Annotated in this window: 20 protein-coding genes and 1 tRNA gene; 16 read left to right on the top strand and 5 right to left on the bottom strand. The window is 39.4% G+C overall.

Going from position 1 to position 13,177, the window contains the following annotated elements; translation table 11 throughout:
* Window positions 1–4 precede the first annotated feature (4 nt).
* From ACLIJJ_RS03620 to ACLIJJ_RS03610, 3 genes are all read left to right on the top strand, one after another.
* On the top strand, window positions 5–583 hold the full coding sequence (locus ACLIJJ_RS03620) for a 5-formyltetrahydrofolate cyclo-ligase (RefSeq protein WP_233313156.1): 579 nt from the start codon (window positions 5–7) through the stop codon (window positions 581–583).
* Window positions 567–1,343, top strand: a complete 777-nt coding sequence (locus tag ACLIJJ_RS03615; RefSeq protein WP_233313157.1) for a DUF92 domain-containing protein — start codon at window positions 567–569, stop codon at window positions 1,341–1,343. Before ACLIJJ_RS03620 ends, ACLIJJ_RS03615 begins: the two co-directional genes overlap by 17 nt.
* 61 nt (window positions 1,344–1,404) lie before the next feature.
* Window positions 1,405–1,599 carry a hypothetical protein gene (locus ACLIJJ_RS03610; RefSeq protein WP_233313158.1) on the top strand — a complete coding sequence of 65 codons (195 nt, stop codon included), beginning with the start codon at window positions 1,405–1,407 and terminating at the stop codon, window positions 1,597–1,599.
* Window positions 1,600–1,667: 68 nt separating this feature from the next.
* Here the strand turns inward: ACLIJJ_RS03610 and ACLIJJ_RS03605 are convergent, their stop codons facing one another.
* Complete coding sequence (locus ACLIJJ_RS03605) at window positions 1,668–2,540, bottom strand: hypothetical protein (RefSeq protein WP_233313159.1); 873 nt, start codon at window positions 2,538–2,540, stop codon at window positions 1,668–1,670.
* 241 nt (window positions 2,541–2,781) lie between these two features.
* Here ACLIJJ_RS03605 and ACLIJJ_RS03600 point away from each other — a divergent pair, with 241 nt between their 5' ends.
* From ACLIJJ_RS03600 to ACLIJJ_RS03575, 6 genes are all read left to right on the top strand, one after another.
* Window positions 2,782–2,985, top strand: coding sequence for a YqgQ family protein (locus ACLIJJ_RS03600; RefSeq protein WP_233313160.1), 204 nt, complete (start codon window positions 2,782–2,784; stop codon window positions 2,983–2,985).
* A 16-nt stretch (window positions 2,986–3,001) separates the two neighbouring features.
* Window positions 3,002–3,961 (top strand): ROK family glucokinase, encoded by a 960-nt coding sequence (locus ACLIJJ_RS03595; RefSeq protein ID WP_233313161.1) that lies wholly within the window; start codon window positions 3,002–3,004, stop codon window positions 3,959–3,961.
* 147 nt (window positions 3,962–4,108) lie between these two features.
* Window positions 4,109–5,296, top strand: a complete 1,188-nt coding sequence (locus ACLIJJ_RS03590) for a M14 family metallopeptidase (RefSeq protein ID WP_411410559.1) — start codon at window positions 4,109–4,111, stop codon at window positions 5,294–5,296.
* Window positions 5,297–5,404: 108 nt separating this feature from the next.
* Window positions 5,405–6,520, top strand: a complete 1,116-nt coding sequence (locus ACLIJJ_RS03585; RefSeq protein WP_411410558.1) for a YqgU-like beta propeller domain-containing protein — start codon at window positions 5,405–5,407, stop codon at window positions 6,518–6,520.
* An 80-nt stretch (window positions 6,521–6,600) separates the two neighbouring features.
* Complete coding sequence (locus tag ACLIJJ_RS03580) at window positions 6,601–6,915, top strand: MTH1187 family thiamine-binding protein (RefSeq protein WP_233313165.1); 315 nt, start codon at window positions 6,601–6,603, stop codon at window positions 6,913–6,915.
* 28 nt (window positions 6,916–6,943) lie between these two features.
* Window positions 6,944–7,579, top strand: a complete 636-nt coding sequence (locus tag ACLIJJ_RS03575) for an MBL fold metallo-hydrolase (protein WP_237942321.1) — start codon at window positions 6,944–6,946, stop codon at window positions 7,577–7,579.
* A gap of 34 nt (window positions 7,580–7,613) precedes the next feature.
* On the opposite strand, the gene ACLIJJ_RS03570 is transcribed toward ACLIJJ_RS03575, so the two are convergent.
* The 4 genes from ACLIJJ_RS03570 to ACLIJJ_RS03555 form a co-directional block, all read right to left on the bottom strand.
* Window positions 7,614–8,333, bottom strand: coding sequence for a helix-turn-helix transcriptional regulator (locus ACLIJJ_RS03570; protein WP_411410557.1), 720 nt, complete (start codon window positions 8,331–8,333; stop codon window positions 7,614–7,616).
* A gap of 226 nt (window positions 8,334–8,559) precedes the next feature.
* Window positions 8,560–8,631, bottom strand: a tRNA-Gln gene (locus ACLIJJ_RS03565).
* 58 nt (window positions 8,632–8,689) lie between these two features.
* On the bottom strand, window positions 8,690–8,785 hold the full coding sequence (locus ACLIJJ_RS03560) for a YjcZ family sporulation protein (protein WP_233313168.1): 96 nt from the start codon (window positions 8,783–8,785) through the stop codon (window positions 8,690–8,692).
* 137 nt (window positions 8,786–8,922) lie between these two features.
* Window positions 8,923–9,057, bottom strand: coding sequence for a hypothetical protein (locus tag ACLIJJ_RS03555; RefSeq protein WP_282581400.1), 135 nt, complete (start codon window positions 9,055–9,057; stop codon window positions 8,923–8,925).
* A gap of 153 nt (window positions 9,058–9,210) precedes the next feature.
* On the opposite strand from ACLIJJ_RS03555, the gene comGA reads away from it, so the two are divergent.
* Genes comGA through comGG form a run of 7 tightly spaced genes read left to right on the top strand, consistent with a single transcriptional unit; the run spans window position 9,211 to window position 13,170 of the window.
* Window positions 9,211–10,272 (top strand): competence type IV pilus ATPase ComGA, encoded by a 1,062-nt coding sequence (gene comGA, locus ACLIJJ_RS03550; RefSeq protein ID WP_233313169.1) that lies wholly within the window; start codon window positions 9,211–9,213, stop codon window positions 10,270–10,272.
* Window positions 10,247–11,299, top strand: coding sequence for a competence type IV pilus assembly protein ComGB (comGB, locus tag ACLIJJ_RS03545; RefSeq protein ID WP_411410556.1), 1,053 nt, complete (start codon window positions 10,247–10,249; stop codon window positions 11,297–11,299). Before comGA ends, comGB begins: the two co-directional genes overlap by 26 nt.
* A gap of 11 nt (window positions 11,300–11,310) precedes the next feature.
* Window positions 11,311–11,613: a competence type IV pilus major pilin ComGC gene (comGC, locus tag ACLIJJ_RS03540; protein ID WP_233313173.1), complete on the top strand. Its 303-nt coding sequence runs from the start codon at window positions 11,311–11,313 to the stop codon at window positions 11,611–11,613.
* Window positions 11,610–12,053, top strand: a complete 444-nt coding sequence (comGD, locus tag ACLIJJ_RS03535; protein WP_233313175.1) for a competence type IV pilus minor pilin ComGD — start codon at window positions 11,610–11,612, stop codon at window positions 12,051–12,053. Before comGC ends, comGD begins: the two co-directional genes overlap by 4 nt.
* Entirely contained in the window at window positions 12,037–12,357 is a 321-nt protein-coding gene (locus ACLIJJ_RS03530) for a hypothetical protein (protein ID WP_237941697.1), read from the top strand. Before comGD ends, ACLIJJ_RS03530 begins: the two co-directional genes overlap by 17 nt.
* A complete protein-coding gene (comGF, locus tag ACLIJJ_RS03525; protein WP_411410630.1) occupies window positions 12,311–12,793 on the top strand; it encodes a competence type IV pilus minor pilin ComGF in 483 nt (160 codons plus the stop codon). The genes ACLIJJ_RS03530 and comGF overlap by 47 nt, the downstream gene beginning before the upstream one ends.
* Complete coding sequence (gene comGG, locus ACLIJJ_RS03520) at window positions 12,790–13,170, top strand: competence type IV pilus minor pilin ComGG (protein ID WP_233313178.1); 381 nt, start codon at window positions 12,790–12,792, stop codon at window positions 13,168–13,170. Before comGF ends, comGG begins: the two co-directional genes overlap by 4 nt.
* Window positions 13,171–13,177 lie beyond the last annotated feature (7 nt).

Below are 13,177 nucleotides of genomic sequence, written 5' to 3'. Positions count from 1 at the left end.
CAAGATGACGGAGACAAAAAAAGAGATAAGAACAAGAATACTCAAAGAATTGCAGTCTTTATCTAAGCCTGTATATGAGCAGCTATCCTACGAAATTGCCCAAAATTTATACAAGCATCCATTGTTTCAAAATGCTCGTCATATTGGTTTAACCATTTCCAAATCACCAGAAGTGGATACACTGCAAATAATCCGCACAGCCTGGGCCGAAGGGAAAAAAGTCAGTGTGCCAAAATGTCTGCCGAGCACGAAAGAAATGGTATTTCGGCAGTTAGACCGTTTTGACCAGCTTGAAACTGTATACAGCGGGCTTTATGAACCAATTGAATCAGAAACAGCTTTAACAGAAGGCGATGAAATGGATCTGGTGCTTGTACCAGGAGTTGCTTATGCAGCAAACGGTTATCGAATTGGGTTTGGTGGAGGCTACTATGACCGCTATCTCCTAAATTATCATGGAAATACGATTTCATTAGCGATGGATTGCCAATTGGAAGATTCTATCCCGGCAGAAGCTCATGATATTCCTGTACAGCATTTGATTACAAATAAAGGAGTAATTGCTATTGGGACAAATAATTAGCATTCTCATTATCCTTATTGCTGTATACCTAGCATGGAAGGAAGGGTTTCTTAACAAAAGCGGCAGTATTGCAGCCTTTTTTGTCGGTCTAGGTATCCAATTAGGTTTCCACTATCAAGGATTTATCCTCCTAGGTGTTTTTTTTCTTACCTCCAGTCTTTTGTCAAAATATAAAAAAGACAAAAAAGCAAGAGTGGAAGAAATGCATGAAAAAGGCTCTACAAGAGACTATATGCAAGTACTTGCAAACGGTGGTGCAGCAGCACTAGTCAGTCTTTTTTACGGCTGGAGCGGAAGTCATGAGCTGATTATTCTTTTCGCTGTCCTGCTTGCCGCAGCCAATTCTGACACTTGGGCATCAGAAATTGGCCCTCTAAGCAAAAGCAAACCATTCTCGCTTAGAACCTTTAGCAGAGCAAAAGCTGGCACATCTGGGGCAATGAGTTTACTCGGTACAATAGCAGGTTTTTTTGGTTCCTTGTTGATTGGTTTTTGCGCTTATTTGCTATTCCCTATAAGTGTAAATGAATTTCTGCTGATTTCTTTATTTGGATTTATCGGCAATATTATTGACACCTTACTGGGGGCTTATGTTCAAGCAGAATATCAATGTACAGTTTGCGGAGCAAAAGTAGAAAAACGAGTGCATCATGCTAGAGAAGCAAAACAGATAAAGGGTTTTTCTTTTCTTAACAATGATGCTGTCAATATTTTGTCAGGTGTGCTTGCAGCCTGCCTTGCTGCTTTATTTGTTCTTTAAGCAAAAAAGTTTGGATAAAAAAGAGCGGCTTTTCCTAAACTAATCAATAGGAGGGATGAAAATGCCGAAAATTTTATCCATTTTATTGATTGGTATTGGCGGTTATTTTTTGTTAACTAGAAGATACCGAATTATTAACACGGTGTTAAAAAGTCCGATGATTAGACAATATTTAATCAAAATTGTCATGAATCTCCCAGGCTTACGCAACAAAATGATGAGCAATGTTTTCTCAAAACCAACTGTTTATCAATAAAAGACCTATTTAGGTCTTTTTTACTTGCTTAGTTCAACAAGAAACCCCCCATCACAGGGGGCTGAGGACTATAATGTGGAAATTTGCTGTCTTAATAGGACAGGCTGATTATCTCCCGTTGTAAACACTACAAGCAGATGATCTTTTGCTAACAGAATAACTGGAACAGTACTCCCAACAGGTTTTGTCACAGTTCCATCCTCTTTTGTAATTCCCAGGAAATAATTTTTATATAAACCTTCTGTAAGCTGACCGATAATCTTTGCCGTTTGTTCTTGTGTAAAACCTGGAATAGGTTTGTCATTATAGTCTGCAAGCTCTGTTAACAGTATTCTGTTTGGATATTCTGCCAAAGGTATAGAATAATGTTTTACAGCCTCATTTAATTGATACTCAATCACATCTGCTGTTTCGTCATCTAAAGTATTTTTCCATTGTTTTTCTGCCTCTGTCCGCGGTGCTGTAAAGCCGAGAGGGGTTTGGTCGAATTTTGAATTGATGACATACAAATGATTAGCGGAAAGTTTTTGAGAGCTGAAGATATTGTCATTTTCATCATGAATTTCGGCATAATGAAAGGCGACTGCCTGGAACAGGCGGCTGTCTCGTTCGACGACCGTCTTATGCTCTGTCAGCTCCATTGTATTTTGCTTCCACGCTCCCATCGTGTTTATAAGTCGGCCGTTTGCATATAACAACCCCATGTTTTGTCTTAAATAGGCCTTTTTATTTACAATGCTTTTTGTCTCCCATTCGACACTATATTCATCATATCTTTGCTTTCCAAGCTGTAAATTCGTAACTGCTGTCGGAAAGGATACGCTCGGGTCAATTGGAAAATATGTAATGCTCTCTTTTGCAATTTGGTTTTGCTGAAAAAAATAAACGGAACTTATAATGATAACAAGGCAAATGCTTAAAACGATAAAATCTTTTTTCAATAGCAGCACCACTTTTCCTGTTAGATAAACATTTTCAGGACAACCTTATACTCTTGTTCCAATATATGAAGAATCAGGTGCAGAAATTCGTTATTTTTGCAGATTTCCCTAGCAGACATAAATGAAAATGATTAATATCTCGTTCTTGAGTAAAAGCGATATTTGAATTATACTAAAAAATGAAAACGATTTAATTAGGAAGGATATTCCCTGATGTTTAGGGAGGTTTTTAGGGATAGAAATGAAGACGATATACGATGTGCAGCAATTTTTGAAAAGGTTCGGTACCATAATATACGTAGGAGACAGATTAGGTGATTTGGAGCTGATGAAAGCAGAATTAGAAGAGCTCCGTCATACAGAAATCATAGAGAAACAAGATTTTGATATGGCTGTTCTACTACTAAATCAAGGAATACAACAATTAAAAGAGAAACAGAAATAGAATGGGGAGAATGCAGATGCAGGAAAAATGGGTGGTTGGAATCGATCTTGGCGGTACGACTGTGAAAATTGCTTTCTTGACAACAGATGGCAATATGATTGATAACTGGGAGATCCCTACAGATAATTCAAATGAGGGTGCGAACATCACTAGTGATATTGCTAAATCTGTTCATGAGAAGCTTGCTGAATGGAATCATAACAAGGAAGATGTGCTTGGTGCGGGTATGGGAGCACCAGGTCCGTTTGATTATAAAACAGGTATCATTTACAATACAGTGAATCTTAGCTGGCCGGATAATTTTCCGCTGAAGGCTAATTTAGAGAGAGATCTTGGCTTGCCTGTCATCCTTGATAATGACGCAAACTGTGCAGCCCTTGGTGAGATGTGGAAGGGTGCAGGTGAAGGTTATAAGAATCTTGTTTGCGTCACATTAGGCACTGGAGTTGGCGGCGGTATTATCGTTGATGGAAAGATTGTTCAAGGGGCCAAGGGAGCTGCTGGTGAAATCGGCCACATTACTTCCATCATCGAAAATGGTGCACCTTGCAACTGTGGAAAAACAGGCTGTCTTGAAACGATCTCGTCTGCAACAGGAATTGTTCGGATTGCCAGAGAGCGATTGAATGAAAATCCTGATAGCAGTCTGCACCAAATCCTAACAAATAACGGTACAATCTCTGCAAAGGATGTATTTGATCAAGCAAATGCCGGAGATGAACTTGCAAATGAGGTAGTTTCCTTTGTAGCTTCACATCTAGGTTTAGCCCTTGCTAATATTGCAAACACATTAAATCCGGAGAGAATTGTGCTTGGCGGCGGAGTGTCAAAAGCAGGAGATATTTTATTAAAGCCTGTTAACGAGTACTTCCAGAAATATTCTTTCAAAGCTGTTGCCCAGTCAACACTTATCGATGTAGCTACATTGGGGAATACTGCAGGTGTCATCGGCGCAGCATGGCTTGCAAATAAATAATATTATTTTGATCTGTTCATATGAACAGATCTTTTTTATGTTACAGTTGGTATAAATTAGGTGTTGTTAGGAAGCGGATGTTTCATGAAGATGAATCGTTTTCTCCTTTTCATCATAAATATAGAGTGATGAAAGGAGTGTATATTTATGGAGGTTATAGCAAGAAACGGTGACACTCTATCGTACTACAGCAGATTGTTTATGATCCCGCTCCAGCTTCTTGCTGACAGCAATCAGCAAAGTGCTAAGGATGCTCTTAAAAAAGGCGATTGCATTCATATTCCAGGCTTTCAATCAGAAACACTTCAACTGAAGACGGGCGATGCTTTATGGAAAATAGCCGGAAGCAGAAATATCTCTGTCGACTGTCTTCTTTTACTGAATCAAAACACGAATATAAATGAGCTCCAAACAGGCGATGAAATGGTTGCTCCGAAACGAATTATGGAAAGATTAGTGAATGCACGCAAAAAATATGATTCTCAGTCATTGCAAAATGATCTGGAAATTCTAAAAGAAAATTATCCTTTTATTCAAATTAATACATTGGGAAAAAGTGTTCTTGGCAATGAAATTCAAGAAATTCGAATCGGCCGCGGCAGCAAAAAAGTACATATGAACGGAAGCTTTCATGCTAATGAATGGATTACAAGTGCAATCCTGATGTCGTATGTAAATGATTTTCTGCTGGCCATTACAAATGGCGGAAAGATAAACAATATTGACACATTGCCTATTTATAGAAATGTAGACCTATCTCTTGTGCCAATGGTAAATCCTGATGGCGTGGATTTAGTGCTGAATGGACCTCCAGAGCATATGCGGTCGAAAGTGATTGCTATTAATGAAGGCAGCACAGATTTTACAGGCTGGAAGGCGAATATAAATGGTGTTGATTTAAATAATCAATTTCCTGCATTTTGGGAGATAGAGAAAGAGAGGAAGGAGCCAAAAACCCCTGCTCCTCGTGATTATCCTGGAGATGCACCACTTACAGAGCCAGAAGCAGTAATAATGGCACAGCTTGCAAACCAGGAGAAATTCAACAGAATGATAGCATTCCATACTCAAGGCAAGGAATTTTATTGGGGGTATGAAAATTTTGAACCATCTGAATCAGCACTAATTGCAAACGAGTTTTCCCGATTAAGCGGATATAAAGCGGTTCAAAATGTTGACAGCCATGCCGGCTATAAAGATTGGTTTATTCAGGAATTTAGACAGCCAGGTTTTACTCTCGAGTTGGGGAAAGGAATAAATCCTCTGCCATTATCACAGTTTGATGATATTTACAAAGATGTTTTAGGAATATTTGTGGCATCGTTATATTTGTAAAAAATAATGTTCAAGAAAATTAATGGTTTAGCCGATTTAATTCGGCTTTTTTATGTTAATATTCAATATAGTAAACACCAAAAAACATAATAAAAGGGTGTGAAAAGGATGACAGACCTTTCAAAGAGAAATGCGCATGGGTTTTTTCTTCTCTTGCTCATTTTCACACTTGTTTTATCTGGATGCTCCCATAAACAGAAGGAAACAACGAGTAAAGAGGAAGAGAAAGATAATCAAAAAAAAGAGAAAATCCAAGCATTGGCATTGCCGATGGAAGTGGATAATGGGGAATTTGTGGAAGTGTCTGGATGGCTTGATACCCATACAATATGCTATATCACAAGCAAGGGTAACAGCTATTATGTTTATACATTTGATATTTATTCAGGACAGCATAAACTTTTATATACGAGTGATTCTGCTATAACAGCAGTGAAAATAAGCCCTGACTTATCCAAATTGCTCGTATTTACAAATGAAGAGGACTTTCAAGGCAACATAGTGTTAATGAATAAAGAGGGAAAACAGCTATTTTCTAAACAGCTGCAAAGCTATGATGCTGAGTTTGTCTGGAATCCATATGACGAAGATCAAGTGCTTGTTTCCTCTTTTACAAAGGAATGGGCCAGCACCTCCTATCTCTTATCTATAAAGAATGAGAAGTTCCAGGAAGTCGAGCTTGACAATCCGTTTATCGTTTGGGCAGATAAGGAAACAGTCGCCTATTTAGGCTGGAAGGAAGAGACTTCTTTGTCGTCTCCTGTAACAACTAAAAATATAAAAACTGGTGAACAAACAGTAATTAGTGAAAATAACGCCTACTCTATAGGCAGTAATGGCCAAGAGATTTTTACAATTTCCGATGACTCGCAAGATATGCAAATGGCTCAATATACATTCTATGACAAGCTTAATGCCAAAGCTGCTATTTCTCTGCCCCGCTTGTCCAACTACTCGGATTGGCTTATCCCATATAATGATGCAGCAGACGATCAGCTGTTTACATTTTATCCAGAGAGTTCCGGTGATGCGACAAATTATACAGAAGGTTACTCATTTGTCTCCATAGACACGGGAAGTAGTGGAGAAAAGCCTAAAGTGATAAAGGAAGGGTTGGAGAACGAACCAATCAGTATATCACCTGACGGCAAGTGGGCATTGTATGGTTTTTATCTGGAGAAACTGATTAATCTTGAGACAGGGGAAGTTATTCCCCTGTCTTAACTAAATGAAGCAGATGCTTGAGATTCCCAGTAAATTATGACATCATAAAAGAATATGGAAAGCTTTAAGGAGGACTTACAGTGGCAATAGTAGATGTAACAGTTATCCCAATTGGGACGGAGACACCAAGTGTCAGTGCCTATGTGGCAGATATCCAGAAAGTATTAAAAACATACGAAGAAAAAGGGGCAATCAGATTTCAGCTGACGCCGATGAATACGATAATTGAAGGAGAATTACCTGTTTTGTTTGAGGTAATCCAAGCAATGCATGAGGTGCCTTTCTCTAAAGGGCTAGTTCGTGTTGCTACAAATATACGGATAGATGACAGACGGGATGTAAAAAGGAAGATGGAAGAGAAAGTCGACAGAGTGCTTAGCCATCTTAAAGACTAATCATAAAAAGAAAAGTGGTGACATGATGATTCAATATAAGCAGATGCCATTGGGGCCAATTCAGACAAATTGTTATATAATCTGGAATGATAAAAAGGAATGCTTGATTGTAGACCCAGGCGAGAATGGGGGCAAAATTACGAGCACAATCAGCGAAATGGGGCTTCAGCCAATTGCGATTTTGCTGACACATGCTCATTTCGATCATATCGGTGCTGTGGAAACAGTTCGCAATGAATATAACATCCCTGTCTTTATACATAGCAAAGAAGATAAGTGGCTGAGTGATCCAAAGCTAAACGGTAGTTCTGCATTCAGACTGCCAACACCTGTGGTCGCACAGCCTGCAGATCATTTTCTTGACGAAAATCCAGCGATGACTATTGGCGGTTTTACTTTTGCCGTACTGGAGACACCGGGCCATTCCCCTGGCAGTGTTACTTTTTATTTCCCGGAAAGCGGAGTAGCATTTTCAGGAGATGCTTTATTTTATGAAAGCATTGGCAGAACAGATTTGGCAGGAGGTAATCATCGCACCTTGCTTGCAAGCATTCACGATAAACTTCTTACACTGCCAGAGGAAACCGTTATTTTGTCAGGGCATGGCAGAAGTACAACCATTGCCCACGAAATGGATCATAATCCTTATATTAATGGATTTTAATAAATAAGCGGAAAGGGTATCTTTCCGCTTATTTTTACTTAGTTATGTGAGCTGGTTCACATACATACGCCTTATAGGCACATTGTTGGCAGCCTGTAAGCATATTTCGCCGCTCTGACAGCAATACATCAGGGAAAACAGCTTCAAACATGCCAATAAAAAACTGCTGGTGCATCATACACACCTTATCCTTATGCTCGTTTGCCGCTTCCTTAAAGGGACAGTTGAAGATTTCAAAATATATGCTTTGTTCGTCGTCATCCCATTCCAATTCTGGTTTTAACCCGGATATGAGGGCAGCTTGCTTTAAAAGGTGCAGCTTATCTTGCTTAGAAAGAGCTCCTGAATTTAGGGGACTGCGGGCAATTTCCTGCTCCATCATCTCTTTACCAAAGGCGAATCCAGTTTCATACAATGCTTTGCTTCCATCTGCTCCGAGCTTTTCTAAAGATTTTAAAAGGATGCTGCTCAGCAGCTGATAGTTGCGGAAAGGAAAACTCAATTGAATAACTTCAGATGAGAGACGGTATAATTTACTTGGCCGGCCGCCTCTGCCGGTTTTTTTCGTCTCAGAATGAAGCATACGAACATCTTCAAGTTTGGAAAGATGAAGTCTTGCGACATTTGGGTGGATGGAGAATTGATCAGCAATCTCCTGAACAGTTACATCGCGGTGGCGGTTTGTTATATATTGATAAATATAAAACCGAGTTGGGTCGGATAATACATTAGTGATTTTTAGTGTCTGTTCCATAAGTTCTTACCTCCGTTTTTTCAGTATTTTTGTTCATTATAATATAGCAATCCACCATAACCACGGTAAGAACTATTTGTTTAGAAAATGTTCACATCTTTTCGACAGGAAAATTCACAAAATATACATTTTTACAGCATAATCACGATTTTCATATTGTTAACTTAGCTAAAACATGATGAATACAGAAAAAAAGCGTGAAAAGGGGATGCTTTTCACGCTAAAACTGGGCTAGCTGGATTCGAACCAACGAGTGACGGAGTCAAAGTCCGTTGCCTTACCGCTTGGCTATAGCCCAAAAATATAATCTTATAATATTATTATGGATACTATAACTCAAAATATACACTTTTTAATTAATAAACATATGCAGAACCGATAATGATCAAAAGGATAAACAACACAACAAGCAATGCAAAACCGCCGCCAAATTCAAAACCTGCTTCTCCCATTTGTGAGCACCTCCAACTTTAAACATAATGTATCGTATGCCCTTACAGGATAATTGTTTTTTAAATAGGCTTATCTCCCTTCAAAATGGACAGCAGCCCAAGCAAGACTGCTGTTCAACTTTCAAAGGTCTGCCTTATTATTTATCCTCTTTTTTAATTTTTACATGATCAGGCCGCTTTGGATATGTTGCTTTTCCTGCATCCGGCCCAGTAAGTGTATTCCGCTTATCAAGAACTCTTCCTGAAAATTCAACTGGATCTCTTCTTTCCACAAGTACCACCCCCTTTTCTTAGAATGGTCAGCTAGCAGAAAGGTAATGCATATATTGCTTGAAAAAAAGCTAGAAGAATTGACGAATAATAGAGGGAATAAAAAAAGTCTGTCGAAATATAGAATGAACCAAAAAGAAAGGATGTGCAGACTTTTGATTTCTATTGAAGCTTTAGCGAACCGTATTATTCGGGAAGCTGTAGAAGCGAATGCCACAGATATTCACATTGTTCCGAAAGGAAAAGAATCACATTTGCAATTTCGTATTTCCCACTCTTTATACCCCAGAATGACACTCCCTGTGAATCAATGCGACAGACTTATTTCCCATTTTAAGTTTACCGCCTCTATGGATATTGGCGAAAGGCGGCGCCCGCAAAACGGTGCTATCCGTACAAGTGCAAACGGGGAAAACATCAGCCTCCGACTGTCCACCTTGCCTGCAAGTCCCCATGAAAGCCTCGTCATCCGTCTGCTGCCAGACAAGAATAGTATACCGCTCACCCGTATATCTCTTTTCCCAAACACCACTAAAAAGCTTCTGTCACTGCTTAAACATGCCCATGGGCTTGTTATTTTCACAGGGCCGACTGGGTCAGGCAAAACAACAACCCTTTATTCTCTTCTCAGCAGCAGCTCCTATCTGTACAAACGAAAAATCATTAGTCTCGAGGACCCAGTTGAAAAGCCGCAGGATAACGTGCTTCAAGTGCAGGTTAATGAAAAAGCAGGCATTACGTATTCAGCGGGGCTAAAGGCAATATTGCGCCATGATCCAGATGTAATTATGGTTGGCGAAATAAGGGATGCAGAAACAGCTCGAATTGCTGTCAGAGCCTCGTTAACAGGGCATCTAGTGCTTGCGACGATGCACACAAGAGATGCGAAAGGGGCAATCTATCGACTCATGGAATTCGGCATCAGCAAGTGTGAGGTGCAGCAAACTTTAATTGCTGTTACAGCGCAAAGGCTTGTCGAGCTTGTTTGTCCTTTTTGCGGTCCTGTTTGTCTGCCCTTTTGCTTTCAGCTTCAAAACCGCATAAACAGAGCCAGTGTTTTTGAAATAATGACAGGGAGGACCATTCAGTCCATTCTCGCTGAAACCTTTGCTGAAAAGCTTAATCCTCGTCCTGATTTAAGAGAGGCTATTAATAAAGGAGTTGCCCTGGGGTTTGTAAAGGAGACAGAGTATGGTCGCTGGATTTATGAAGATTAATAAAGACAGCTGGAGCTTACAGGAGCAATCGATGTTTTTGAAAGTTATCGGAGAGCTGCTGACACAAGGATATTCCCTTTCCGAAGGGGTTCGCTCAAGTGTTTACTATTTGCCTGCCAACAAAAAAGAGGATATTATGTCTGTGCTCGGATCTTTAAAAGGGGGAAACTCCTTTTGCGATAACCTGGCAAGACTTAAATTTAATCAGCAGACGATCAGTTATGTATATTTTGCAGAAAAGCATGGCGGCTTTGCAGGTGCGTTTATGGATGCGAGCACTATTATGGAAAACCGGCTGCGAACAATTCAGCAATTGCAGAAAATCCTCTATTATCCTCTTTTCCTCATTGTTTTTACCCTAGTTTTATTCTATTTTGTCCACCAAGTGCTGCTTCCCCAATTTTCTTCTCTCTTTTTAACAATGAAACTGGAAACAAATCTGTTTATGGTATTCATTATCGGTGCAGGAAAAGCAATGCCTATTCTGATGTTGTCAGCTGTTTATTTTGCATTGACTTTAGTGTTTTATTATTTCAAGTTCTTTCGGAAGAAAGATGCACTCGAAAAACTGCGCCTGTTTACAGCCATTCCAATTGCGGGCAAATGTTTTTCCCTTTATTACACCCATGTGTTTTCTCTGCAGCTTAGTCACCTGTTAGCGGGCGGTTTTTCTATTTACGAAGCATTAACATTTTTTCAAAATAATAATCAGCATGCCTATTTTTCTTTGGCTGGAAAGAAGGTCATCGAACAACTGAAGAAAGGGGAAAGAATGGAGCATGCATTTGTTGTGCTAACCTTTATGGAGAAGGAGTTTTGCCGAATATTACAGCATGGACAAGAGAACGGCAAGCTTGACCGGGAGCTTCTCTTTCTCAGCCGTTTCTGTATGGAAAACCTTCAAGACAGGGTTGCTGGACTTTTAAAGAAAATTCAGCCAATCATTTATGGTTTTATTGGCATTCTAGTTATTTCCATCTATCTTGCTGTGCTGCTGCCAATGTTCGAATTATTAAATGGATTATGAAAGGAGAAAAGATGAAAAACGAAAGCGGATTTACGCTAATAGAAATGATGATAGTCCTTTTAATCATCTCGATATTATTGATTATCACACTGCCTAATATTACGAAGCATAACTCAAAAATCAATTCGACTGGCTGTGAGGCCTTTGTGAAAATGGTTGAAGCAGAGGTGCAGGCCTATTATATGGATAAAAACAGTTATCCGCAAAGCATGAATGCCTTGGTGGATGAGGGTTATTTAAAGGAAGGGCAGACGACTTGTCCGAATGGAAAAGAGCTGTCCATCGAGAATGGTGAAGTAGAAGTGCAGAGATGAAAATAAATTCTCAAAGCGGCTTTACTTTGCTGGAAATGCTTGCTGTTCTATCTATAGTACTTGTCCTCCTCGCAGTTACTCCTATTTTATTAAAGCCTCAATCTGAATTGCTTCAGGAAAGAACCTTCTTTACTCAATTGCAAACAGACCTGTTCTACGCACAAAACTATGCGTTAGCTCACCAGAAAACTGTTTACGTCCAAATTAACCCGGCCGATAAAAGATACTATATTCGCGGAGATTTGAAAACAGGGAGAATTGTAGACAGGATTTATCATGACAGCATTAAGATAAACGAGGATGCTGTTCCCATTTATTTTACGATAACACCAAGCGGCAATGTTTCTAAATTTGCGTCCTATCGGATTAGTATTGGCAGCAAGAAATACCTTTTTACCATTCAAATTGGGAGAGGGAGGTTTTATGTTAAAAAACAATAGGGGATTTCTCCTTCCTGAGTTTTTTCTGGCTATTGGTACATGGCTAATTATTGCCTGCTTTTTTATACCTGCATACATTCATTTGCTTCAGCAAATGAAAGCAATCGAACAGGATTTAACAGCACACCAGCTATTATATGAATGCTTGTTGAAATGGAGGGCTGAGGAGTCTGTCCGCCCCTTAACGCAGACAATCGAGAAGGAAAATATCGTTTATAAGATCAGCTGGAAAGACGGAAAGGAGGCGTGTATTGAATATGTGGATGTATTTAAGAAAACACAGGCAATCTGTGAAGAGAGTTAAAGGGGAGAAAGGATTTCTGCTAACAGAAATGCTTGTTGCCTTGTCTTTGTTTTTAGTATTTTGTGCTTTTTTTCCCTTCGCTATCAAATTAACAACAGATGGAGCAATCATTTCCAGCAGTCTTCGCAGTCTTGAATGGGATGTGTTTTTGCATCAGTTAAAAAAAGAGGTGCGATTAGCTGAATCTGTCCGCGTAACAGAGCAAAAGCTCCATCTAACTGTTGAGGAAGAGAATATCCACTATGAGTTATATGGAAATAAAATCAGAAGAAGAGTTAATGGAACAGGACATGAAGTATGCCTGCAGGAAGTAAAGGCAATTAAATTTGAAGCAATCCAAAATGGTGTCATGATAGCTGTGACAGACAGCCTTCAGATTAAACGGGAGGCTGCTGTCTACTCTTTTCTACGGCTGGCAGAGGAAAGCCCATTATGATTAAGACAGAAAATGGCTTTATATATCCTGTTACCTTATCTGTTTATCTGCTAGTGATCTGTTTTTTTCTAGTCATAACAGGTATCTATATCAATGAGAAAAGAATTTACAACGACTCGAAGCTGCTTCTTATTCAAGAATATTATTTTATGAGTACAGTAAAGCAATTGGAGGAAGAGCTAAGGGCAGATCGACATATGTTAACGGGAGAGTTTCATTATCGAACAGGAGAGGTTGCTTATACAGTTGAGCAAGTATCGGACGATGTATTAAAGGTGGAATACCGTTTGTTTGCAGACAAAATGGAACCAATGAAAGCCTACAGCTATTTTGACAGGGGAGAAAACCGCATGACAAAGTGGGTAGAGGTTAAATAAAAAGGTA

The organism is Niallia laureatilytica, assembly GCF_046613985.1.
GTDB lineage: Bacteria > Bacillota > Bacilli > Bacillales > Cytobacillaceae > Niallia.
The sequence above is the reverse complement of the archived record's forward strand: the minus strand, read 5'-3'. Positions and strand labels throughout refer to the sequence as shown.